A 22,561-nucleotide genomic window follows, 5' to 3' on the forward strand; every position below is an offset into this window, starting at 1 on the left:
AGCACACGGCCGAACTGGTCGACCCCAGCTTCCTGCCGGGGCCGCGGCGCCGGCCGTCCATGCGGCGCAGTGGTTCGGTATCGGCTCGGTGATTCTGGCGTGCGCCGGATCGGCGCGGGGCTCCCGGGACGACGGCACGGCGCGGTGTGCCGAAATGGCGGTGTCCAGCGCGGTAGACAAAGCCACCTGATTTTCCGGATGTCGCCCTCGCGCACGTGTCTGCGTCGCCGCTGCCGACAGGCATGATGACTAGGCATAATGCATTCCGGCGATGGCGATTTCGATAGATCGGGAAGTCGGCGGTGACGTAGACAACAGACGAAACTCGGTGGAATTCCCCGCCTTACCGGCGGGTACGTGATCGAATGCTCTGCAACTGACGTCTAGAACCCGTTGTGACGCGTCGCGGGTTCGGGAATCCGGGAGGTTGTGGCGGTGGTCGACGCAAGCGTGCCCACGCTGCGTCCGTCCGAGCTGGAGAGGTTGGCTCAGCTGGACGAACACAATGAACTCTCCGCCGAGCAGGTGCGATCGAGTTCGAAGCGGCTGGGCGTGCCGGAGGAAGACCTGCGGAGGTGGCTGGCGGACCGCCGCGGCGCCTCCGCGCCCGCCGACCGCGACGATGCCCCCGAGCCACCGACCACGCGCATCGACGCGCCCGAGTCTGCCGGAGCGCGGGCCGATGCCGAGCCGGCCGCCAGGCAGACCGGTGTCCCGGAGCCGGCCACCACGCAGACCGGGGGTTCGGAGCCGGCTGCCACGCGGATCGGGGTTCCGGAGCCGGCCACCACACGGATCGGGGTCCCGGAGCCGGCCACCACACGGATCGGGGTTCCCGAGCCGGCCACCACACGGATCAATGTTCCGGAGCCGCCGACCAAATACGTCGGGTACGGTGAGGGCCACCCCCGGCCGTCCCGCATCATCACCCTCTCCGACGCGGTCGGCGATGGACTGCTTCCGCAAATCTCCGATGGTGACGTCACCACCTTCCGGGCCGACGCCTACCGGAGCTTGCCATCGAAAGAGTTCGCGCGCATCGACGCCGTCTATACCGATGGGATCCAGACGACCTGCCGATGGCTTGCCGAACACACCGGACGGCCGTGCAGACACGACCTGAACCAGAACGGCGTCGGAAGCTGGCTCGGGCCTCGCGGGGCCGGTCTGGCCGAATACATGCTCTCGGTGCTGCAACCTCGCCTCGCCTCGCCGGATCGCTTCCCGCAGGGTCACGGCGCCGGGGTGGTGGACGAGTGGAACGACATCCTGAGCCTGTACCGGTTCCTCGGCAGTCTGGTCGCCGACAGCCCCGGCCGCGGGCACACCATCACACGCCTGCGTGGCGCGCAGGCCGCGTTCCTGCTCCACGGTCTGCGGTTGGATCTGCCGCCGGATCTGGCGTACTCGGTCGGGCCGGGGTTGACGACGGTCCCGATCGACGACGACCTCGTCGCCCGTATCCGCGCCCGTACGGCCGATCCGGTCGACGCGGCGGCGCTCGCCACCGCGTTGTTCACCGGCGCAACCGCGATGGAGCTCAACGCGATACCCTCGGTCGCGCTCACCGCTGATGCTTTGATCTTCAACGGCCCGATCGGTTACACCCACGCGCCCGACCTGTACGTGTGGGCGATCCCGCCCGCGGCGCGTCCACTGCTCTACGACGCCCGCGTCCACCAGGAAGCACGTCCCGCATCCAATGGCAAACTGTTCGCCGGAGCCATCGGTGGCGCGGGCTTCCGCCTCCGCAGGCTCGCCGCCGCGTGCGAGGTGACCCTGCCGGACCTGTACCACTGGCACCACAGCTGGATCCGCCAGGCCGGACTTCTCCGGAGGTCCGAACAACCGACGCCGGCCCGCAATACCGATCTGCTCTTCGGGCTGAAACTCGCGCCCCGGCCGCGCCGCCGCCGCGCACGCTGACGCGGGCGGCGACGCCGAATCACCCCGTACCGTCGAGGAGATGCTTCGGCGCCGCCTGCCGCCAGGAGTCGAGCACGATGGCTTCCAGTTCGTCCCGGTCGTCCAGGGCGATCAGACGCGCACGAACCCAGGCGTTGTTCGCTTCATGAGCGGCGATCCAGAACTTGGCCGGTTCGGCGACGACGAGTTCGTCGCGGTCGGCGACCGGGCAGCGGACCGCCATCGAGGTCTCCGCCTCCGGAAGGGTGAGGAACAGTTTGCCCGAGACCCGGAAAATGGGCATCCCCCAAGCGAACTGTTCGGATGTCTCCGGCAGTGACAGTGCGAAGGCCCGGACATCGTCCCCGGTGAAACTCATGCACCGAATCCTTCCAGGCCGCAAGGAAACCTCCGTACGCGGTCGATCCAGAGGGCGCTGTGCCAACGGGACAAGGAAGCGGCTGCCGAGCACAACCCACGCAAGCACAGCTTGTACCCGATGTGGCGACGAGTTTTCCCGATCCCGGGCTGGGTATGCGGCCGGGTGGGACGAAGGTCCGCGGTCGGAGGAGTTGCGGGCATGGAGTGGTTCACCGCATCCGAATACTGGCTCAGCAGGCAACTGCTGACCCGCGGTGTCGCGGCCGTCTATTTCATCGCCTTCGTGGTCGCCGCTCGGCAATTCCGGGCGCTGATCGGGGAGCACGGCATGCTGCCGGTGCCGCGGTGGCTGGAGCGGCGGTCGTTCCGGCGGACGCCGAGCATCTTCCATGTCCACTATTCCGATCGCTTCTTCGCCGTCGTCTCCTGGTTCGGCGCGGCGCTGTCGGCGGCGATGGTCGCCGGCGCGGCCGACCTCGTGCCGCTGTGGGCGGCGATGCTGCTGTGGGCGACGTTGTGGGCGCTCTACCTGTCGATCGTGAACGTCGGACAGGAGTGGTACGCGTTCGGCTGGGAGTCACTGCTGCTGGAATGCGGCTTCCTGGTCATCTTCCTCGGCAATGACAGCACGGCGCCGCCGGTGCTGGTGCTGTGGCTCGCCCGCTGGTTGCTGTTCCGGGTGGAGTTCGGCGCCGGGCTGATCAAAATGCGCGGTGACCGGTGCTGGCGCGACCTGACCTGCCTGTACTACCACCACGAGACGCAGCCGATGCCCGGACCGCTGAGCTGGTTCTTCCACCACCTGCCCAAGCCGCTGCACCGGGCGGAGGTGCTGGGTAACCATTTCGCGCAGTTGGTCGTGCCCTTCGGCTTGTTCGCCCCGCAACCGGTGGCGAGCATCGCCGCGGCCGTCATCGTGATCACCCAGCTGTGGCTGGTGCTCTCGGGCAATTTCGCCTGGTTGAACTGGGTGACGATCGTTCTCGCGTGCGGCGCCGTCAGTGGACCCGTGGCAGCAGCGGTACTACCGGTTCCCGCCCCACCGGCGCTGCCGGGGCCACCGCCGTGGTTCATCGGCCTGGTCATCGCGTTCACCACGCTGGTGGTCTTCCTCAGCTACCGGCCCGCCCGCAATCTGATCTCCAGTCACCAGGCGATGAACCGATCGTTCGACCCGTATCACCTGGTCAACACCTACGGGGCGTTCGGCAGCATCGGCCGCACCCGTTACGAAGTCGTTGTCGAAGGCACCGACGAGCAGGCCCTCACCGACCGGACGCAGTGGCGGGAATACGAGTTCAAGGGCAAGCCCGGCGATCCGCGGCGGCTTCCACGTCAATGGGCGCCCTACCATTTGCGCCTGGACTGGCTCATGTGGTTCGCCGCCGCCTCACCGGGGTATGCGGAGTCGTGGCTGGGTCCTTTCCTGGCACGACTGCTGGTGAACGACCCGGCCACGCTGCGGCTGCTACGACACAATCCGTTCCCCGAGGCCGCGCCGCGTTTCATCCGGGCGCAGCTGTATCTGTACCGCTTCACGACACGGCGCGAATTGGCCGACACCCGGGCGTGGTGGCACCGCACCCTGGTGAGCCGTTACGTTCCGCCTCTCTCCCTGGACGATCTGCGCTACCGCAGCCGCTCCGGCAGGCGATGACATTCCGAGAAGCCCTGACGGACAACGTCTTGCGCTCGCGGGCAGGCCGGTTGGGTGGGATTCGCCACAGTGGCGTGGCGACGATCGGCGGCGAAAGCGGGTATGCGCTGAATGACGCAACCGACCGAAGGAGGATGTCATGTCCGTTTCGGCCTCGCGCTCGCAGTATCGCGCCGCCCGACGCGACGACAGCGGCTATTCCGGCTCCGAGGGGCCCATCGAATGGACCGTTGCGGCATGGGTGTTGGTGGTGACCGTGCTGAGCATTGCGCTGGCACTGCTGTAAGAACACCGCCTTGGCGGGGTGACGGCTCCCCGGCAACGACCGCGGCCGGACGCCGCTACGCCGAAGCCGCCACCGAAGCATTCCACCCACCTGTACGGCAGCCGGGCGGCATCGATCGCTCGGAATTCTCGTCGCGCTGCCCAGCCTGCGAAAGACTGGGCAGCGCCTCGGGGTGGGTGGACGAGGAGAAGGAGTTCGCTCTGTTGGAGGAAGTACTACGGCCGCTCATCGTCGTGTTCGGTACGGTGGCGCTCACCGTGACGGCCGGCCTGCTGTTCGATCGATTATTGCGTTACTCCGCCCGCAGACGTCCGGGCGATCAACTCCCCACACTGTTGCGCCGGGTGCAATTGCCACTGCAGGTCCTGCTGGGCTCGGTGGCGTTGCATGCCACCTACCCGCTGGCGCATCTCGATCTGCGCCAGGACGCGATGATCCGGACCGTCCTGGCCACGGCGGCGATCATGTCGGCGGCCTGGGTGGTCATCCGCGCCGCCGACGCGGTCGCGGAGAACACGTTGCGCTCCTACGCCCGGCGCACCCAGGACATCACGCGAGTGCGGCAACTGCGCACCCAGCTCGGCCTGGTCCGCCGGATCATCACGTCGGTCCTGGTGGTCACGACGGCCGCCATGGTCATCCTGCTGCTGGTTCCGAGTCTGCGCACCCTGGGCACCTCTCTGCTGGCCTCGGCAGGCGTAATCGGCATCATCGCCGGTGTCGCGGCGCAGTCGACCTTGAGCAATCTGATCGCCGGGCTGCAGATCGCCTTCGGCGACTCGGTCAAGATCGGCGACACCGTCGTCGTCGAGGGGGAGTGGGGCATCGTCGAGGAGATCACCCTCGCCTTCCTCACCGTGCGGATCTGGGACGACCGGAGGCTCACCATGCCGGTCTCCTACTTCAACAACAAGCCGTACGAGAACTGGTCGCGCGGCGGGCCGCAGATCACCGGCACGGTCTACCTCTACCTGGATCACAGCGCCCCGGTCCCGCTGCTGCGCGAGCATCTGCAGGAGTATCTGCGCACGCGGGCGGACTGGGACGGTCGCGACTGGAGTCTGCAGGTCACCGACAGCACGCCGACGAACATCGTCGTGCGCGCGACCATGTCGGCGGCCAATGCCGACGACGTGTGGAACCTGCGCTGCGCGGTCCGCGAGGAGATGCTCGACTGGCTCGGCCGCAATCATCCACACGCTCTGCCGAAGATTTCCACGGCGATCACCGACTCCGCGGTCGGCGACCACCACTTGGCGCTGGCGGGCGATCGCGGCGACTGACCTGCCGCACACGTCCGCACGCCCCGCTCAGGCGTCGGTGGCTTGGGCGGCGCCGCGGAGGTGCGAGTACGGCTCGCCGCACCGTCGGACGGCTACTATCGGCGCTGGGGAACGCATTCCAGACTCGAAGTGGGGGCCGACCATGTCCGATGCGCCGGATGACCTGTTCGCGGGCACCGCATGGCACTACGCCCGCTATCGTCCGGATTATCCGCGGCCATTCTTCGACGACCTCGTGCGGCGGCTGCGCCTCGACGGAACCGGACGCCTCCTCGATCTGGGCTGCGGCAGGGGGCAGCTGACGGTCCCGTTGGCGCGGTACGTGGCCGAAGCGGTGGGCGTGGCTCCCGAGCCCGCGATGCTCGCCGAAGCCGCCCGGCGCGCTCAGGCCGAAGGGATCGGGAACGTGGCCTGGAGGCAAGGCAGTTCCGCGGACCTGCCAGGCGGTTTCGGGCGTTTCCGGCTGGTGACGATGGGCCGCTCGTTCCACTGGATGGACCGTGGGAGAGTTCTGGCGGCGCTGTCAGGCGTGGTGGACGACGACGGCGCGGTCGTGATCGCGAACGACAGCTGTCTCGTGCGGAGGCACTAGGGGCCCGGCCATCTCGTCGGTCGCCTGGTGCGGCAGGGCGAGACCCACGGAATCGGCTTGACCCTCCCGCTGCGTGAGGCTGGAGGGTGGGGTGTATGAGTGACTACTACAACGCGTTCGAGATGAGTCCCGTGCCCGCTCCCGGCCCGGATGTGGCTGCACCGGAACTGTTCCATGGCATCTATGGCATGCCCGCGTTCGTGACGATTCCTACGAGCGATCTGGCGGCGTCGGTGGACTTCTGGATTCGTGGGCTCGGCTTCTTCGAGCTGTTCCGCATCCCCGGCAGTGTTGTGCATCTGCGGCGATGGGCGTTCCAGGACGTCCTGCTCGTCCCGGCGACCGTCGTGCCGGAGCAGGCACCGGCGATGAGCGTCAGTTTCGCATGCGTGCTCGGCCAGGTCGATTCCCTCGTCGAGGCTTGCCGTGCGTTGCGCCCGAACTCGGTCGATGGTCCCCGGGATACTCCCTGGAACACGCGCGATGTCGTGGTGATCACCCCCGAGCACGCGCGGATCGTGTTCACCGCGGCGAAGCCGTTCGATCCGGACAGCCAGGAGGCGAGGGACCTCGAGGCCGTCGGGATCACTCCACCGGGCGTCGGTCGCGGCGACAATGAAAAGCATGTCTGACGCCGCTGACGCCGATGGCCTGACTGTCGGTCAGGTCTCGACGCGTCTGGGCGTGACCATCCGCGCGCTGCACCACTGGGATGAAATCGGCCTGGCGAGTCCGTCACTGCGCTCGGCTGCCGGATACCGGCTCTACACCGCCGGTGATCTGGAACGCCTGCACCGCATCGTCGGTTATCGGGAGATCGGTCTCGGCCTGGACCGGATTCGGGTCATCTTGGACGATTCGACCGTAGACGTGCCCGGCGCATTGCGCGCGCAGCGCGGCCGGGTTGCCGAACGGATCGACCGCCTTCAGCAGCTCAGCGCCGGACTGGATCGGATGATCGATGCCCATGAGCGTGGCCTGCTCCTCACCGCCGAGCAGCAGGCCACGATCTTCGGCCCCCGGTGGAACCCGGACTGGCCCGCTCGAGCCCGTCAGCGCTATGGAGACACGACGCAGTGGCTGCAGTACGCCGAACGCTCGGCCGCTCGCGGTCCGGAGGAATGGCAGGCCGTCGCCGACGCCGTCGCCGGTCTCGAACGCGCCCTCGCGGATGCGATGGACGCCGGTGTCACACCTGGGAGTGCGGAAGCGAACCGACTCGTGGAGTGGCACCGCGAGGTTTTCGCTTCGTACTTCCCCCTCACCAGGCAGATGCAGGTCTGTCTCGGCCGCATGTTCGAGGCGGATCCGGGATTCGCTGCCCACTACGACGGCATCCGCGCAGGTCTTGCCACATGGTTTCGCCGGATCATCGACGCCGGCGCGCGCGCCCACGGCATCGACCCCGACACTGCGACCTGGCAGTAGGGCGCGTCCCCGGAGGCAATTCGGACCGCGTTCAGTGTTTCGGAAGGGTATGCAGGGTCACCCGGCTCAATCGACCCGATTCGATCCGCGCCGTCAGGTAGGTGTGCTCCGGCTGCCTGCGCCTATCTGTCGGCGAGCCGGGATTGAGCAAGCGCAATCCGCTGTCCGCGATGCTGTCCCAGGGGATGTGGCTGTGCCCGAACACGAGCACATCGGTGGCCGGGAAATCGCGGGCGCAGCGCTGTTCCCGGCCCTTCGCGGGCCCGGTCTCGTGCACCACGGCCAGCCTGAGCCCTTCGAGTTCGGCATGTGCGACCTCGGGCAGCCGCGCGCGCAGTTCCGGACCGTCGTTGTTGCCGTAGACGCCGATGAGGCGGGCGCTGCGCGCTTCGAGCCGGTCCAGCAGCGCGGCCTCCACCCAGTCGCCCGCGTGTACGACCACGTCGGCCGCGTCGACCTCGCGCCAAAGCGGCTCCGGGAGATCGCGCGCACGTTTGGGCACGTGCGTATCGGAGATGATGAGCAACCGCATGGTGACGGTGTACCACGTCAGGAGACGACCTCGGCTGACGTGCGGCGCATTGTCTCGCGCGGTCGACGGGATGTGTGAAGTATTTCGTGAGTGAGATCAATCACATCGTCTCGGTGGCTCGGTCGAGATTGGACCTCCGGTCGTGGGTATGCCCGGGCGTGACGGTGACGCTGCGCGGCGCACCGGTGCGACAGTTTCCATCGCGTTGTCCGGGAGGGCTTGTGTCTTCGATGCTTTCGTTTCTCATGCTCATGCTGATGCTGCCGGGGATGGCGACTGTCGCGGCGTACGCGACGGTCGCGGTCAGTGTGTGGCTCGAGGATCGTCGTGACGCCGGCGAGTCCGCGGTGCCTGTCGAAGCCCGCCGCCCGTAGGCCGGCGCGGGTTCGGCTTTCAGCGAGCGCCGCGGCCTCCGGCACGATGCCGACGGAACCAGCGGGTGACTCCTCGTCGGCGCGGCGCGGCGATCCAGTCGATACCTTCGGCTGCCGCGAAGGCGGCCGCGTCAGCGGAGGTCGTCGTTTTCGGATGCTCGCGGGCCCACGCGGTGAAGCGCGCGGGGAAGTCGCCATCGCACGCGCGCACCAGCAGCGGGAAGCGATGCGCCGCCTCACGGGCTCGCTTGTGCAGCAGGGCCTCGGCCGCCGCCGCCACGGCATCCACATCGAATCCCGCAGGTATGGCGGCTCCCGCGACCAGTGCGCGCACCAGCGCTGCCTGCCGCTCGGCCAAGGTGGCGTGGTCGGGCGGTCGCGCCGGTCCGGACCCGGCCGTCACGCCAGTACCGCCCTGGCTCCGGTGGTGATCAGCGGCCGGGCGGCAGCAGTCGCGATGGCGTCCAGTTCATCGAACAGCTCGGCCGCGGGCGGATAGTTGCCGTCGCGTTCCAGCATGATCGGCGCGCGGTGCCGCGCGGTGAATTCCGCGACCAGCTCCAGGACTTCCGCGCGAAGCGGATCGGTGTGTGTGTCGTGGTAGCGGCCGCCGGATTCGTGACCGCCTGCGACGTGACAGTAGGCCACGTGTTCGGCGGGCAGGCGCAACAGTTCGGTGAGTGGATCGCGACCTCGGTTACGCGCATTCGCGTAGACGTTGGCGAGATCGAGCAGGAGTAACACGCCGGTGCGCTCGACGAGTTCGGACAGGAATTCCGCTTCGGTGTATTCGTCGTCGGGCCAGTCGAACAGTGCCGCGATGTTCTCCACCGCGAGCGGAACGTCCAGCGCCGCGCGGGTCCGCACGATGTTGCCGACGAGCGCGTCGAGCGCTTCCCGGGTGCGTGGGACCGGCAGGAGGTGGCCCGCTTCCAGACCGCCGGCGCGGACGAAAGCGATGTGCTCACTCACCAGCGGAGCCGCGACGGCCGCCGCGCACGCCGCCAAGTGCTCGACGCGATGGCCTGCGACCGGCTCCGCGCCGCCGAGTGACAGCGCGACGCCGTGTGGCACCACTGCGACGCCTCGCGTGCGCAGAGCGGTCAGTTCCTCGGGGACGATCACCCGTCCGGCTCGGCGCGGATCCGGGGGCAACGACTCGGCGATGACTTCGCAGAAGCTCAGCCCATCCAGAGCCGCTATCACGCCGCAGATCTCCGGGCGCCACCCGATCCCGAGCGCATCCGGCGGCAGCGGCCCGGACCGCTCAGCCGCCGCAACCACCACAGCCTCCACCGCAGCCCCCGCCGCAGCCACCGCCGTCGCTGCCGCCGCTGTCGCCCCCACCGTCACCGCCGCCGCTCGACGCGCTCGGCGGAACGACCGCCTGGGCGAGGCCGGGATCCAGTGCGCTCAGTGCGCCGATCCCGAACACGGCGGCCGCTATCGCCGCACTCTCGGCGCCGTAGGTCGCGAAAGAAGGTGAATTGCTGGGGCGCAGATGCCGATTGCGCTCGTTGGCGGCGTTGCGCGCACGGATACCCAGCGCGGTGAGCCGGGGCTTGCGCACCACCAGCCAGTAGCCGAACGCCTGCGCGATCACCAGTACCACCAGCGCGCCGACCGGGTTTCCGTGCGAGGCGCCCGCGATGATCCGCACCACGCCGAGCGCGCCGGTGACCAGCAGTGGCATGCCCGCGTCACGCAAGCCGTGGCGAACGACGGGGCCGGGGAAGTACCCGAGGTCGACCATTCTGGTGCGCAGCGCCTCCACGGCGGCGGGTGATCCGCCGACGATCGCGCCGACGGTCTTGCGTCCGCCCGTCGACAGCTGGTCGTACACCGACAAAGTGAACGGATCCAGCCGCGCGCGTTCCTGCGCCGTGAGGGCGCGAACCGGTGCGGCCGCCGAATCGATCGCGTCGATACCGCGCAGCCGCGCCATCGCCGCCAGTGCGGCGTTCTGGTCGCCGAACAGCATCCCCACTTCGGGTGACGTCAGCTCCGCCCCCGGCGCCGCGCCCGCTTCCGGGTCGGCGCGCGTGACCCGTGCTCGCAGCCAGATCCCGGCGGCCACCGCTACGAGCACCAGCGGCAGGTATATCGCCAGGAATTCGGGCCCGGAGATGCCCCAGGTATCACCGGCCGCGACAAGCCCGTCCGAGCCCACCCCGATCACATTCATCTTCCACCTCGGAATCGGTCCAACCTGTCCTCAGTATCGGGCCGGGGCGCTCCGCACGCCATGACGAATCGCCGCGGGGCGCAGATGTCGCCGAGAGTTCCGACGCCGCTCACCGGAACGAACCGGTCGTCACCGCCCGGCCGGTCTCACTCCATCCGGTCCAGGCCGAGCTGCTCGGACACCATCAGGGCGACTTCGGTCTCCAACCGGTTCACCGTCAACGGGTGGCCGAGTACTTCTTCGGCCCTGCGTATCCGGTAGTGGACGGTGTTCTTGTGGACGTGCATGCGCGCCGCGGCGTCGGTGAGGCTGCCGCGGGCTTCCAGGTAGGTCTGCACCGTCTCCCGAAGACGCGCGGTGGTCTCGTCGTCGCGCATGAGGTCGCCGAGTACCCGGCGCACCCACGCTTTCGTATCGGGCAGATGGTCGACGAGCAGGCTCGCCAACGCCACACGGGAGTACAAGGTCAGCGGGCGGGTGGGTTCGGCGGTCAACGCCAGGTTGCGAGCGCGCTGAGCATCGCGAAAGGTCTGCCGGAAGCCGGCCAGTCCGGCTCCGGGATCGCCGATCGCCATGCGGAGTTCCGGTCGGCGGGCGAGGTCTCGTTCCAGACGGTCGGCATCGAGTGATGGTCTGCCGATGGAGGAGATCCAGGCCCAGCAATTCTGCTCGTCCACCAGAACCGTCAGCGGGTGCTTCCCGGTCGCGGCGTGCAGCATCGAGACTCCCGCGCGCACCGAATCGATCGATGACGCGACGGATTCGCGCACCCAGACGATCGCGGCTACGTGCCATCCCCGCAACGAGGCGGCCAGCATCTGCTCCGCCGAGGCCAGGTCGAGGTTCTCGGTGTCGAGCACGGCGCGGATCTGTGCCGCGCGGGTGTTGTCCGTGCGTGCGTCCCAGCGCCGGCGCTCGCTTTCGTAGATGTCGATGACACCCTCGATCACCTGGTCGATGTAGCTGTTGACCAGCAGGCCGATCCGGCTGGTGGTCTCCAGGGCGAGGTCGGCGGAGACCTGGGAGTGCCGGAGTACGGCGATGGTCCGCTGCAGGAACATGTGCTCACCGAGGCGGTACGCGCGCAAGAGTGCTTCCAGCGACATCCCGTGCTGGGCGAAGCGCCGAGCGTATTCGGCGGCGGCGGGCGGGACGGTGATGTCGTCGCGGGAGATGCTCAGCGTGAGCATGTCGAGGATCACGCTGAGGTTGGACGCGGTGCTGGCGACCATCAGCCGCCGCACTTCGTCGTCGTGGCGGAACTCCGGGATGACCTCGGCGAACATCGCGGTCATCTCGGGGATCAAGCGGTCGAGTTCGGCTTTGACGCGTCCGGCGACATCGCGGATGGTTCGGTCCACCTCAACGCTCATGTCCGGACCGTACCGGAATCGGTGCGACGGCTCGGAGGCATTCCGCATCGTTTTGTGCCGGTGGTACAAGGCCGCCCGGAAACTCTGGGATACCGGCCCGTAGCTGGGGCTCGGCCCCGACCCTACCTTGGAATGTAATTCCCGTCACTCCGAAGCAGTCGAGGGTATGAATGCAGCACGTTGTAGAAATTCCGGAGGTCCGAGCGACCTGGAATCCGTCCGGCCCATGCATCGCGGACGACCGCGAGCAGCTCGATAATCAGGAATTCGAGAAAAGGGTACGCGCGTCCGCCGCCGTGCTGTCCGCGAATGGCGTTCGTGAGGGCGACGTCGTCGCTCTCGTATTGCCGAATCGACTCGAATTCGTCGTCATTCTCTTCGCGGCGTGGCGGCTCGGTGCCGCGGTCACCCCCGTGAAGCCGGACTCGACATTCGAGGAGGTGCGTTATCAGATCGACGACTGCCGGGCGAAGGTGGTCGTGACCGAAGGCGGGCGCGGAGCGGGAACGCTGGATGTGCGCGAGGTGGCCGGGCTGGGCCCCGAGATCCCGGGGCCCGAATCGGTGCCCGTCGATCCCGGCGCCGCGGCGCTGATCATCTACACCAGTGGCACTACCGGGCAGCCGAAGGGTGTGGTGCTCGACCACGCCAACATCGCCGCGATGTGCGAGATGCTCGTCGAGGCGCTGGCGTTGGACGACACCGACCACAGCCTGCTGGTCCTGCCGCTGTTCCACGTCAACGGAATCGTGGTCGGTGTCGTGTCGCCGTTGCTCGCCGGCGGCCGGGCCACGATCGCGGGACGATTCTCGGCTTCGGCGTTCTTCGGCATCGTGGAACGCGTTCGGCCGACGTACTTCTCGGCCGTCCCCGCGATCTACGCCATGCTGGTCGCGCAGCCCGAGGACACGGTCCCCGACAACTCGTCGCTACGGCGCGTGATCTGCGGGGCCGCGCCCATGCCCGCGGAATTGATCGCGCGGTTCGAAAAGCGTTTCGGTGTGCCGATCGTCGAAGGCTACGGACTGTCGGAAGGCACCTGCGCGTCGACGCTCAATCCGCCGGAGGGGCTGCGCAAGCCGGGCACGGTCGGACGCCCACTGCCGGGACAAACCGTGGCGATCATGGATGCGGGCGGACGGGTCGTGCCCGCCGGGACGCGAGGAGAGGTGGTCATCCGGGGCGCCAACGTGATGCGCGGCTACCTGGGGCGGCCCGAGGCGACCGCGCGGACGGTGGTGGACGGCTGGCTGCACACCGGTGATGTCGGCTACTTCGACCCGGACGGATACCTCGTCCTGGTCGATCGGATCAAGGACATGATCCTCCGCGGTGGGGAGAACATCTACCCCAAGGAGATCGAGAACGTCCTGCATGCCCATCCCGCCGTCCTGGAGGCCGCGGTGGTCGGCGCTCCCGATCCGATCCTCGGCGAGGTTCCCGTCGCCCAGGTGGTGACGATGCCCGGCGCGCGCGTCGATGCCGCGGAGCTCGTCGAGTACTGCCGTAGGTCCCTGGCCCGCGCGAAGGTTCCGGTGTCGATCGGACTCACCGACGCGCTGCCACGGAACGCGGTCGGCAAGATCGACAAACGAATGCTGCGCGCGCTGGTCGCCGACGCGGTCACCACGGCATAGAAACAATCCGCTCGGCGGTGAGCGGCTCCCCGATCCGAACCGAATCCGGCCGGGTCCTCGTATGCGCTCGATTCATCGGATAAGAAAGGTCCGAACAATGGGATTCAAGACAGCGGATTTTCCGCCCGTCGACGTGACGACATTCCTCGACCAGCCGTTGCGGGAGCGGATGAAAACGCTCGCGCTGCACTGGGCGGAATACGGCTTCGGCTCGCCGCGGATGATCCACACGATTTATCTGCTCAAGGTTCTGCTGGTCTCGGCGCTGGGTGGGGTCGCCCTGGCTACCTGGAGTTCCGGCGTCGGCCCGTTCTGGGACGTCGCGGCGTGGTGGGACGAACCGATCGTCTATCAGAAGCTGGTGTTGTGGACGGTCTTGATCGAGGCGCTCGGCATCGCCGGGTCGTGGGGGCCGCTCGCGGGCAAGTTCAAGCCGATGACCGGCGGAATCCTGTTCTACGCTCGCCCCGGCACGATCCGCCTGCGTCCCTGGCGGCGGGTGCCGTTCACGGGCGGCGACACGCGCACGGTCTTCGACGTGCTCTTGTATCTGGCGTTCCTGGCGACCTTGCTGGTGGCGATCGTGCTGCCCGGTGTGCCGAGCGCCTCGCTCAGCGCGGTGCTGCCGGACAACACCTCCGGGTTGGTGAACCCCGCGCTGCTCATCGCCCCGATCGCGCTGTACGTCCTGTGCGGTCTGCGGGACAAGACGATCTTCCTCGCCGCGCGCGGCGAGCAGTACCTGCCCGCACTGGTGTTCTTCGCGGCATTGCCGTTCGTCGACATGATCGTCGCCGCCAAGCTGCTGATCTGCGCGGTGTGGATCGGAGCGGGTGTGTCGAAGTTCGGGCGACACTTCACCAATGTGGTTCCGCCGATGGTCTCCAACAGCCCGGGCGTGCCCGCCAAGTGGATCAAGCGGCTGCACTACCGTGACTTCCCCCGCGACATCCGCCCGTCGAAGGTGGCCTCGTTCCTGGCCCATGTGGGCGGCACCGCCGTCGAGATCGTCACGCCGCTGGTGCTGCTGTTCTCCACCAACCACTGGCTGACCCTGGCGGGTGTGGTGCTGATGGTCGTCTTCCACGCGTTCATCACCTCGACGTTCCCGTTGGCGGTGCCGTTGGAGTGGAACGTCTTGTTCGCCTACCTGACCGTCTTCCTGTTCCTGGGGTTCCCGAACGAAGCCGGCTACGGCCTCGGTGACATCTCCTCGCCCTGGCTGGCCGTGGTGATCGTCGCGGCGCTGGTGTTCTTCCCGATTCTCGGGAATCTGCGCCCGGATCTGGTGTCGTTCCTGCCGTCGATGCGCCAGTACGCCGGGAACTGGGCTTCCGCGCTGTGGGCTTTCGCGCCCGGTGCCGAGGAGAAGCTCAACACCATCGAGCATCGGCCCACGATGAACCAGATCGACCAGTTGAAGGCCATGGGGTATCCGCCCGCGGTCGCGGAGATCACGATGCAGCAGACGATCGCGTGGCGCTCGATGCACAGTCAGGGACGCGGACTGTTCTCGCTGCTGTACAAGCATCTTCCCGACATCGACCGATGGACCGTGCGGGAAGCGGAATTCGGCTGCAACTCGCTGATCGGCTTCAACTTCGGCGACGGCCACCTGCACAACCTGGATCTGGTCGATGCCGTGCAGGCCCGCGTCGGGTTCGCGCCGGGGGAGTGGATCGTGGTGTGGGTGGAGTCGCAGCCCATCCACCGCGGCGTCCAGCACTATCAGGTGATCGACGCGGCGCTCGGCGTCGTCGAACGCGGCACCTGGCGCGTGCGCGACGCGGTCGAGGCGCAACCCTGGCTGCCCGACGGCCCCATCCCGCATGAGGTGACGTGGCGGCGAGCGGGCTATGCGGTGCCGACGCTGCAAGACGAATCGGCGCGGGTTCTGGCCCCGCAGACCGTCGGCTGAGGCTTACGGTAGGGACAGGAGAGCGATATGAGTACCGCAGTGGTGGTCGGCAGCGGCCCCAATGGCTTGGCCGCGGCCATCACCTTGGCCCGCGCCGGATCCGACGTCACCGTGCTGGAGGCGGCCGACGAGATCGGCGGCGGCACCCGCACCGGCGAGGCGATCGTGCCCGGCCTGCTGCACGACCACTGCTCGGCCGTTCACCCGATGGCGGTCGGCTCTCCGTTCCTGCGCGACCTCGACCCGGCGCGCTACGGATTGTCCTGGGCGTGGCCCGAGATCGACTGCGCCCATCCGCTCGACGACGGCACCGCGGGCGTGCTGCTGCGCTCGGTCGGCGAGACCGCCGCCGGTCTCGGTAGCGACGGCCGAGCATGGCGGCTGCTGTTCGAGCGTCCGGTGGCGGGGTACGACCGGATGAGCGACGACATCATGCGGCCGCTGCTGCGCCTGCCACGCCATCCGATCCGGTTGGCCCGCTTCGGGATTCCTGCCCTCGCCCCGGCCGCCACGCTGGCCGGGCTGTTCCGGACCCCGCAGGCCAAGGGGCTGTTCGGCGGCGTCGCGGCGCATGCGTTCCATCCGTTGCACCGACCGCTCAGCGCGAGTATCGGCCTGGGCATTCTCACCGCGGGGCATGCCTACGGTTGGGCGGTGGCCGCCGGGGGATCGCGGCGGATCACCGAAGCCATGGCGGCGGCCCTCGGTGACCTGGGCGGGAAGATCGAAACAGGCGCGCGCGTGCGATCGTTGTCCGATCTGCCGACGGCGGATCTGACGATGTGGGATCTGGCGCCCACCGCGGTCGCGGAGATCATGGGCGAGCGCTTGCCGCCTCGAATCCGTAAGTCCTACAGACGTTTTCGTTACGGGCCGGGCGCCTGCAAAGTCGACTTCGCCGTGCACGGCGGCGTGCCGTGGACGGCGGAGGCGGCTCGCCGGGCGGGGACGGTGCACCTCGGCGGTACGTTCGCCGAGATCGCCGCGACCGAACGCGACATCCACCGCGGCCACATGCCCGAACGCCCCTTCGTCCTGGTCGGGCAGCAGTACCTCGCCGACCCGCAACGGTCGGTCGGCGACATCCATCCGATCTGGGCATACGCCCACGTCCCGCACGGCTATCGGGGCGATGCGACGGCGGCGATCATCGCCCAGATCGAACGCTTCGCCCCGGGATTCCGCGAGCGCGTCGTCGGCACGAGCGCGCGCAGCGCGGCGGGGTTCGCCGAATACAACCCCAACTACGTCGGGGGCAACATCATGACGGGCGCGAAAGACATCCCGCAGTTGTTGTTCGGTCCTCGCCTGACCCTGCAGCCCTACGACATCGGTGTGCCCGGCCACTACCTCTGCTCCGCGGCGACGCCGCCCGGTCCTGGGGCGCATGGCATGTGCGGCGCCAACGCCGCGCGGCGGGCCCTGCGGCGATCGGGTATCGGACAGTCGTCTTAGCTGCCCCACGTCGTGATCGCGGTTCTGACCCCAGCCCTCGCGGAGGTGACCGGCCATGTGCCCGCCGCGAGGGCAGTGCTGGGGCCGGTCACCCGGCTCGGGATCTACATGCGCGTCGCGAAGCCGGTGAACACGCGGCAGACGGCCGCGGCGCGATCCGGTATATCCGGCCGCTGCCCGCAATTTGCAGACGCAGTGGGAGGCGGGATCGACTTGCGAGTCGGCCTGCGGTTCACCGCCCTGGCCGCGCTGGGCGCCGCCAACCCGCTCCGGCCATACCTCGCCGGACGGGTTTCCCGCGGATTCGCCAGGGCAATCGGTCACCATGGACGCTGAAAAGACGAGCCGGTCGGCAGACGCGACGCCGAACAGCCCATCGGGTTCCGGTCGAGTGACTCAGGACGACTTGCGCCGACTGCTGGCGACCGACGAACCGGACGCGCGCTTGGTGCTGGAAGAGGGGCACATCAAGATCGAGCCGGGCTCGGGATCGGAGCCGCGCGGGATGCTGATCCTGTCACGAGCCGACCTGGCCGACCGGCTCGGAACAGATCCGGACGCCGCCGCACTGGCCGAAGCCGCCGCCGAGCTGGACGCCGAAGTCCGCCTCCGTGGCGCCTGAACCCCGCCGGTGACCAGCGCTTACGTGGGGGCGGCGGAGCGCACACACGGATATATCCGTTGCCGGGCCAGGCACCGGGCGATCACCATATCGGTATGGACATCGAATCGTGCTCCGCGCTAGCGCCAGGTGTCGCGCCACCGCAACGAATCGAGGCGGACGAACTGCTGGTGCGGCGGTGGCTGCCGGAGGATCTGCGGCCGCGGCTGGAGGCGATCAACGCGTCCTACGACCTGATCCACCCCTGGATGGATTGGCTCGCCGAACCGGCGACCCTCGACAGCCAGCGCGCGTTCGGCCGGGAGACGGACGAGAGCTGGCCGAGCGCCGCGGGAAGCTTCAACTACGGCATCTTCGATGCCGCAGGCAATGTGCTCGGCGCGATCGGCCTGCACGACCACCTCGGTTCGGGCGCTGTCGAGATCGGCTACTGGTGTCACGCCGCGCACACCGGCCGCGGTGTGATCACCCGGAGCGCAGCGGCTTTGACGCGTATCGCCTTGGACCTGCCCGGCGTCGACCGTGTCGAGATCCGCTGTGATGAGGCCAATGTCCGCAGCGCCGCCGTCGCCCGGCGGCTCGGCTACCGGCTGGATCGGATCGAGCCCCGAGAGAAGCGTGCACCGGCCGAGTCCGGCCGCGGAATGTACTGGGTCAAGCAGCGATGACCCCTACGCTCAGTTGACTGCCCCGACCGGATCGGCCGGGGTGGCCGCGGGTTCGTAGACGCCCGCAGGGCAGTCCGGCGCGTAGAGTTCCGCGATTTCGGTGGCGTACTTCTCGGCGATCACCCGGCGCTTGAGTTTCATGGTGAGGGTGATCTCGTCGCCACCCGCCTCCCAGAATGTCGGCAGGAGGCGGAAGCGCTTGACCTGTTCCACCCGCGAGAGCTTTGCGTTGCCCGCGGCGATGCCCGTCGCGATCTGCTCGATGACACCGGGATCGGCGGACAAGGCCGCAGCCGACGGGTCGGGCAGGTTGTGGCCCGCGGCGTACGGTCCGGCGGATTCGGCGTCGAGGACGACCAGGGCGGTGTTGTAGGGGCGTCCGTCGCCGAGCACGGCGATGGCCCCGATCAGGGGTGTCGCCGCCTTGATCGCGTTCTCGATGTTGGTGGGAGACATGTTCTTGCCCGCGGAGTTGATGATCAGCTCCTTCTTGCGGTCCACGACTCTCAGATAGCCGTCGTCGTCGATGGTGATCACATCGCCCGTGCTCAGCCAGCCCTCCGAGTCGACTGCCTCGGCGGTTTTGCCCGGCTCACCGCGATAGCCTTTCATCACCAGCGGGCCCCGGACGTGGAATTCGCCGTCGTCGGCGAGCCGGGCCCGCATACCGGGCAGCAGTTTGCCCACGGTGCCGAGCTTCGCGTCGTCCGGGTGGCTGACGCTGCAGATGCACGTGAGCTCGGACATACCCCAGATCTCGGCGATCGGGATGCCGAGACCGGCGAAGAAGCCGAGCGTTTCGGCCGGGATGGGCGCGGCGCCGGACATCGCCCAGCGGACGCGGTCGAGCCCGAGTTTCGCGCGCAGCCCGGACAGCACGAGTCGGTCGGCGCGCGCCCACTCGGCCGCGACCGATTCGGGAACCGGCTCCCCGTTCAATTGATGCGCGCTGCGCTGGGCGGCCACCGCCAGTGCCCACCGCAATGCTGCCCGCCGGTCGTCGGCGGGTTCGTTCGCGACCGCGAATTCGATTGCCGCCCTCAGCTTTTCCCAGACGCGGGGCACGGCGCCCCAGATGGTGGGATGCAGGTCGGCCAAGGCGGCGCCGATCCGGGTGGGATCGGCGACGCAGGTCACCTGAGTGCCGAAGACCTCCTGGAAGTACAGCGCGGTGAGCCGGTCGGCGATGTGCGCGGTGGGCATGTAGGAGGTGATGGTGTCCCCGAAACGGATGCCGAGCACCTGGTCCACGGCGTAGCACTCGAACATCAGGTTCGCGTGCGTCGTCTCCACCCCTTTGGGGTTGCCCGTGGTCCCCGACGTGTAGATCAGCGTGGCGACGTCCTCGGGCGTGACGGCGCGCCAAGCGGCGTCGAAGTCGAAGCTCTCCTCGCCGGCGGCGATGACGTCGGCGACCGACAAGGTGCCCTCGGGCGCGTCGTCGACGCAGACGATGTGGTCGAGTTCGACTCCGCTCGCGCGGATCTGCTCGACGAATCGAGGCTCACACAGCACCACACGCGCACCGGCATTGCCGAGCACGTAGGCGATCTGCTCGGGAGCGGCGGTGTTGTACACCGAGAAGCTGGTCGCGCCGAGGTGCTGAGCGCCGATTTCGAGCGGATAGAACTCGATGCGGTTGGACATCATCGAGGCAACCGTGTCGCCGCGGCGCACGCCCAGCCCCGCCAGTCCGGCGGCGATCCGCCGGACCTGCGCCGCGTATGCGCGCCAGGTGAGGGTGGCGGCATTGCCGGGCGTACGGAGTGCGACCGCGTCGGGATCGACGGTCGCGTTGTACTGGAAGGCGGCGGGGAGGGTGTCGAAGCGTCGAGTGCTCACGGGATGGGTTCCTTCGGATCGGGTGACGGCTGGTGTGGACGGACCATGCGGCGTCCGCCTGCGGAACGACACGGCTCGGGCGTCACGAAGGGGTCGTGCGGGCTTCGACCCTGCGCAGCAAGTCGTGCACGCGGGCGTCGCGCGCGAGTGCGCTGTCGAGCACCACGTTGACCGCCCCGCGCAGCAGCGCGTACGGCTCCCAGCCGGCCGGTGCGATGGTGCGCGCCGCGCGCCGCTCGATGCCCTCGGCGATGGTGCGGGCCGCCTGCTCGGGTGAGATCCGCACGTTCAACGGCCATGGCAACAGCTCGTCCAGCTCCCGGCCCAGCTCGTCGTGGTCCAGGGTGTCGTGCGTCATGCGGGTGTCGACGATGCCGAAATAGGCGATCCCCGCCGACGCGCCGAAGGGCGCCAGCTCCACCCGCAGCGCCCGGCCCAGTTGTTCGACCGCGGCCTTGCTGATCATGTACGGAGCGCCCGCCATGCCGGGTGCGAACGCCGCGCACGACGACACCACGACCACGTGACCGTGGGCGGCGACGACATGGTCGAGCGCGGGCCGCACCGTGTTGAACACACCGGTGAGGTTGATGTCCATGACGCGGTCGAAGTCCGGTCCGTCGAGCGTGCGCACCGTCGCGGGCCGGGGGACCACGCCCGCGTTCGCCACCACCACGTCCAAGTGGCCGAAATGATCGACGGCCCGGTCCACCGCCGCCCGCATCGCCGAGCGGTCGGCGACGTCGGCGGCAACGGCCAGGACCCGGCCGCCCAGCGCCGTGGCCGCCGCGTCGACCGCGTCCTGGTCGATGTCGACGAGGACCACCGAGGCCTGTTTCCGGTGCAGTACCGCGGCCAGTTCGCGCCCGATCCCGCGGCCTGCGCCCGTGATGAGCGCGACCCGCCCCTCGACCGAATAGCCGCGACGCGCTCGGCCGAAGGGGAGAATGTCGTTGATCATCGGCTCACCTCGTAGGCTCCGGTGTCGAATCGCTTTGTGCGGTGCCGGTATTCGAAGCTCCAGTTCGGATAGAGACCGGCGTTGAGCCCGTCCGGCGTCTGGTAGTAGCTCTGACATCCGCCGGTGAGCCATACCGTCGACGAACTGCGCCGGGCCATCTCCGCGACGAAGGTCTCCTGGGCTTCCGGCCGCACCTCGACGCGGCGGGCTCCGGCGGAGCGCGCGGTGCGCAAGGCCTCGACGATGTAGGCGATCTGGGATTCGATCATGTAGATCGCGGACTGGTTCCCGGCTGCGCCGAAGGGCCCGAGCGTGCAGAAGAAGTTCGGGAACCCGGCCACCGCGACCCCGAGATAACTTTGCGGTCGCCGGCGGTAGAGTTGCGCCAGCGTCTGCCCGTTCCGTCCGGCGTAGCGTTCGTAGGCGGTCGGGATGGAGGCGAAGCCGGTGCCGAAGATGATGGTGTCCACCGGGTGCTCGCTGCCGTCGCGCAGCAGGATGGAGTGCGGGCGGATCTCCGCGATGGGCTGGGTGAGGACCTCGACGTTCGGCTGATCGAGCGCCGGAAGGTAGGTGTCGGAGAAGATGGCGCGTTTGCAGCCGATGACGTAGTCGGGCGTGAGCTTCTTGCGCAGGTCCCGATCGCGCACCTGACGCCGCAGCTGCAAGCGGCCCAACGCCTCGTACGGGTGCCGGAAGCGCTGGTCGACCAGGGAGATGAGCCCGAACGTCTCGATCGCGGCGTAGAACCCGCCACGGATCGCGCGTTGCGCCAGCGGAACACGCCGCAGCAGCCGCCGCTCCAGCTCGAGTGTGCGGCGATCCATGCGCGGGACGATCCACGGCGCCGAACGCTGGAACAGCGACAGCTTCGCCACCTTCGGCTGGATCTCCGGGACGAACTGCACCGCCGAGGCGCCGGTGCCGATCACCGCGACCCGCTCACCGGTCAGATCGTGGTCGTGATCCCAGTGCAGGGAGTGGAAGGACGTGCCCGCGAACGAGTCCATGCCCGGCAGCTGCGGGTACTTCGCCTCGGCGAACAGGCCGGCGGCCGAGAGCAGGAAATTCGCGGTGAGCGCGCCGCGCGAGGTCTCGATCCGCCACAGCGAAGCCTGCTCGTCCCATCGGGCATCGAGCAGCTCGGCGCCGAACCGGATGTGCCGGACGACATCGTGTTCCGTGGCCACCGACCGGATGTAGTCGAGGATTTCGCGCTGCCGCCCGTAGGTGCGCGACCAGTCGGGATTGGGTGCGAACGAGTAACTGTAGAGGTGGGACGGCACATCGCAGGCGCAACCGGGATAGGTGTTGGCCCGCCACGTGCCGCCGAGGTCGTCGGCTCGCTCGAGGATGAGCAGGTCGTCGAATCCGGCTTCGCGCAGTTTGATCGCCAGGCCGATACCGCCCAGTCCCGCGCCCACGATGGCTATCGGCGTGTGCTCGATTCGATCGTCCATCA

At 68.5% G+C, this 22,561-nt stretch carries 21 protein-coding genes; 12 read left to right on the plus strand and 9 right to left on the minus strand.

What is annotated here, in order from left to right:
- Positions 1–435 precede the first annotated feature (435 nt).
- The gene (locus NNI01S_RS06760; RefSeq protein WP_157114620.1) at positions 436–1,926 is read left to right on the plus strand and encodes a hypothetical protein; all 1,491 of its coding nucleotides are present in this window, start codon (positions 436–438) and stop codon (positions 1,924–1,926) included.
- Positions 1,927–1,945: 19 nt separating this feature from the next.
- On the opposite strand, the gene NNI01S_RS06765 is transcribed toward NNI01S_RS06760, so the two are convergent.
- Entirely contained in the window at positions 1,946–2,284 is a 339-nt protein-coding gene (locus NNI01S_RS06765; protein WP_063018500.1) for an MmcQ/YjbR family DNA-binding protein, read from the minus strand.
- Positions 2,285–2,485: 201 nt separating this feature from the next.
- Between NNI01S_RS06765 and NNI01S_RS06770 the strand changes: the two genes are divergently transcribed.
- The 6 genes from NNI01S_RS06770 (at position 2,486) to NNI01S_RS06790 (ending at position 7,532) form a co-directional block, all read left to right on the plus strand.
- Positions 2,486–3,943, plus strand: a complete 1,458-nt coding sequence (locus NNI01S_RS06770; protein WP_063018502.1) for a lipase maturation factor family protein — start codon at positions 2,486–2,488, stop codon at positions 3,941–3,943.
- A 139-nt stretch (positions 3,944–4,082) separates the two neighbouring features.
- On the plus strand, positions 4,083–4,229 hold the full coding sequence (locus tag NNI01S_RS34320) for a hypothetical protein (RefSeq protein ID WP_157114621.1): 147 nt from the start codon (positions 4,083–4,085) through the stop codon (positions 4,227–4,229).
- 203 nt (positions 4,230–4,432) lie between these two features.
- Positions 4,433–5,512 carry a mechanosensitive ion channel family protein gene (locus NNI01S_RS06775; protein WP_063018812.1) on the plus strand — a complete coding sequence of 360 codons (1,080 nt, stop codon included), beginning with the start codon at positions 4,433–4,435 and terminating at the stop codon, positions 5,510–5,512.
- 142 nt (positions 5,513–5,654) lie between these two features.
- Positions 5,655–6,104: a class I SAM-dependent methyltransferase gene (locus NNI01S_RS06780; RefSeq protein WP_063018505.1), complete on the plus strand. Its 450-nt coding sequence runs from the start codon at positions 5,655–5,657 to the stop codon at positions 6,102–6,104.
- Positions 6,105–6,199: 95 nt separating this feature from the next.
- Positions 6,200–6,736 (plus strand): VOC family protein, encoded by a 537-nt coding sequence (locus NNI01S_RS06785; RefSeq protein WP_063018507.1) that lies wholly within the window; start codon positions 6,200–6,202, stop codon positions 6,734–6,736.
- The gene (locus tag NNI01S_RS06790) at positions 6,729–7,532 is read left to right on the plus strand and encodes a MerR family transcriptional regulator (RefSeq protein WP_174554369.1); all 804 of its coding nucleotides are present in this window, start codon (positions 6,729–6,731) and stop codon (positions 7,530–7,532) included. The genes NNI01S_RS06785 and NNI01S_RS06790 overlap by 8 nt, the downstream gene beginning before the upstream one ends.
- Before the next feature lie 31 nt (positions 7,533–7,563).
- On the opposite strand, the gene NNI01S_RS06795 is transcribed toward NNI01S_RS06790, so the two are convergent.
- From NNI01S_RS06795 to NNI01S_RS06815, 5 genes are all read right to left on the minus strand, one after another.
- Positions 7,564–8,064, minus strand: coding sequence for a metallophosphoesterase family protein (locus NNI01S_RS06795; RefSeq protein ID WP_063018510.1), 501 nt, complete (start codon positions 8,062–8,064; stop codon positions 7,564–7,566).
- A 393-nt stretch (positions 8,065–8,457) separates the two neighbouring features.
- Positions 8,458–8,841 carry an SCO6045 C-terminal-like domain-containing protein gene (locus NNI01S_RS06800; RefSeq protein WP_174554370.1) on the minus strand — a complete coding sequence of 128 codons (384 nt, stop codon included), beginning with the start codon at positions 8,839–8,841 and terminating at the stop codon, positions 8,458–8,460.
- The gene (locus NNI01S_RS06805) at positions 8,838–9,692 is read right to left on the minus strand and encodes an MbnB/TglH/ChrH family RiPP precursor modification enzyme (RefSeq protein ID WP_063018816.1); all 855 of its coding nucleotides are present in this window, start codon (positions 9,690–9,692) and stop codon (positions 8,838–8,840) included. Before NNI01S_RS06805 ends, NNI01S_RS06800 begins: the two co-directional genes overlap by 4 nt.
- 13 nt (positions 9,693–9,705) lie before the next feature.
- Entirely contained in the window at positions 9,706–10,623 is a 918-nt protein-coding gene (locus NNI01S_RS06810; protein ID WP_063018513.1) for a TIGR04222 domain-containing membrane protein, read from the minus strand.
- A 146-nt stretch (positions 10,624–10,769) separates the two neighbouring features.
- A complete protein-coding gene (locus NNI01S_RS06815) occupies positions 10,770–11,996 on the minus strand; it encodes a PucR family transcriptional regulator (RefSeq protein ID WP_063018514.1) in 1,227 nt (408 codons plus the stop codon).
- Positions 11,997–12,166: 170 nt separating this feature from the next.
- On the opposite strand from NNI01S_RS06815, the gene NNI01S_RS06820 reads away from it, so the two are divergent.
- From NNI01S_RS06820 to NNI01S_RS06845, 5 genes are all read left to right on the plus strand, one after another.
- A complete protein-coding gene (locus NNI01S_RS06820) occupies positions 12,167–13,633 on the plus strand; it encodes a class I adenylate-forming enzyme family protein (RefSeq protein WP_063018516.1) in 1,467 nt (488 codons plus the stop codon).
- Positions 13,634–13,730: 97 nt separating this feature from the next.
- Positions 13,731–15,551, plus strand: a complete 1,821-nt coding sequence (locus NNI01S_RS06825; protein ID WP_063018519.1) for a DUF3556 domain-containing protein — start codon at positions 13,731–13,733, stop codon at positions 15,549–15,551.
- Between the two features lie 27 nt (positions 15,552–15,578).
- Positions 15,579–17,006, plus strand: coding sequence for a phytoene desaturase family protein (locus NNI01S_RS06830; protein ID WP_063018521.1), 1,428 nt, complete (start codon positions 15,579–15,581; stop codon positions 17,004–17,006).
- 391 nt (positions 17,007–17,397) lie between these two features.
- Positions 17,398–17,628 carry a hypothetical protein gene (locus tag NNI01S_RS06840; RefSeq protein ID WP_063018525.1) on the plus strand — a complete coding sequence of 77 codons (231 nt, stop codon included), beginning with the start codon at positions 17,398–17,400 and terminating at the stop codon, positions 17,626–17,628.
- A gap of 95 nt (positions 17,629–17,723) precedes the next feature.
- Positions 17,724–18,296 (plus strand): GNAT family N-acetyltransferase, encoded by a 573-nt coding sequence (locus NNI01S_RS06845; protein WP_084488576.1) that lies wholly within the window; start codon positions 17,724–17,726, stop codon positions 18,294–18,296.
- 9 nt (positions 18,297–18,305) lie between these two features.
- Here NNI01S_RS06845 and fadD11 read toward each other — a convergent pair whose 3' ends face one another.
- The 3 genes from fadD11 to NNI01S_RS06860 form a co-directional block, all read right to left on the minus strand.
- Entirely contained in the window at positions 18,306–20,138 is a 1,833-nt protein-coding gene (gene fadD11 / locus NNI01S_RS06850; protein ID WP_063018527.1) for a fatty acid--CoA ligase FadD11, read from the minus strand.
- 82 nt (positions 20,139–20,220) lie between these two features.
- Complete coding sequence (locus tag NNI01S_RS06855; protein WP_063018529.1) at positions 20,221–21,099, minus strand: short-chain dehydrogenase/reductase; 879 nt, start codon at positions 21,097–21,099, stop codon at positions 20,221–20,223.
- The gene (locus NNI01S_RS06860) at positions 21,096–22,559 is read right to left on the minus strand and encodes a flavin-containing monooxygenase (protein ID WP_063018531.1); all 1,464 of its coding nucleotides are present in this window, start codon (positions 22,557–22,559) and stop codon (positions 21,096–21,098) included. The genes NNI01S_RS06855 and NNI01S_RS06860 overlap by 4 nt, the downstream gene beginning before the upstream one ends.
- Between the last annotated feature and the right edge of the window lie 2 nt (positions 22,560–22,561).

This window comes from Nocardia niwae NBRC 108934 = DSM 45340, from assembly GCF_001613465.1.
Taxonomy (GTDB): Bacteria; Actinomycetota; Actinomycetes; order Mycobacteriales; family Mycobacteriaceae; genus Nocardia; species Nocardia niwae.

What these genes read in the sequence shown, in the direction of transcription:
- NNI01S_RS06765 (WP_063018500.1), bottom strand. Translation starts at nt 2,284, where the DNA reads ATGAGTTTCACCGGGGACGATGTCCGGGCCTTCGCACTGTCACTGCCG.
- NNI01S_RS06770 (WP_063018502.1), top strand. Translation starts at nt 2,486, where the DNA reads ATGGAGTGGTTCACCGCATCCGAATACTGGCTCAGCAGGCAACTGCTG.
- NNI01S_RS34320 (WP_157114621.1), top strand. Translation starts at nt 4,083, where the DNA reads ATGTCCGTTTCGGCCTCGCGCTCGCAGTATCGCGCCGCCCGACGCGAC.
- NNI01S_RS06780 (WP_063018505.1), top strand. Translation starts at nt 5,655, where the DNA reads ATGTCCGATGCGCCGGATGACCTGTTCGCGGGCACCGCATGGCACTAC.
- NNI01S_RS06785 (WP_063018507.1), top strand. Translation starts at nt 6,200, where the DNA reads ATGAGTGACTACTACAACGCGTTCGAGATGAGTCCCGTGCCCGCTCCC.
- NNI01S_RS06790 (WP_174554369.1), top strand. Translation starts at nt 6,729, where the DNA reads ATGTCTGACGCCGCTGACGCCGATGGCCTGACTGTCGGTCAGGTCTCG.
- NNI01S_RS06795 (WP_063018510.1), bottom strand. Translation starts at nt 8,064, where the DNA reads ATGCGGTTGCTCATCATCTCCGATACGCACGTGCCCAAACGTGCGCGC.
- NNI01S_RS06810 (WP_063018513.1), bottom strand. Translation starts at nt 10,623, where the DNA reads ATGAATGTGATCGGGGTGGGCTCGGACGGGCTTGTCGCGGCCGGTGAT.
- NNI01S_RS06815 (WP_063018514.1), bottom strand. Translation starts at nt 11,996, where the DNA reads ATGAGCGTTGAGGTGGACCGAACCATCCGCGATGTCGCCGGACGCGTC.
- NNI01S_RS06820 (WP_063018516.1), top strand. Translation starts at nt 12,167, where the DNA reads ATGCAGCACGTTGTAGAAATTCCGGAGGTCCGAGCGACCTGGAATCCG.
- NNI01S_RS06825 (WP_063018519.1), top strand. Translation starts at nt 13,731, where the DNA reads ATGGGATTCAAGACAGCGGATTTTCCGCCCGTCGACGTGACGACATTC.
- NNI01S_RS06830 (WP_063018521.1), top strand. Translation starts at nt 15,579, where the DNA reads ATGAGTACCGCAGTGGTGGTCGGCAGCGGCCCCAATGGCTTGGCCGCG.
- NNI01S_RS06845 (WP_084488576.1), top strand. Translation starts at nt 17,724, where the DNA reads ATGGACATCGAATCGTGCTCCGCGCTAGCGCCAGGTGTCGCGCCACCG.
- NNI01S_RS06855 (WP_063018529.1), bottom strand. Translation starts at nt 21,099, where the DNA reads ATGATCAACGACATTCTCCCCTTCGGCCGAGCGCGTCGCGGCTATTCG.
- NNI01S_RS06860 (WP_063018531.1), bottom strand. Translation starts at nt 22,559, where the DNA reads ATGGACGATCGAATCGAGCACACGCCGATAGCCATCGTGGGCGCGGGA.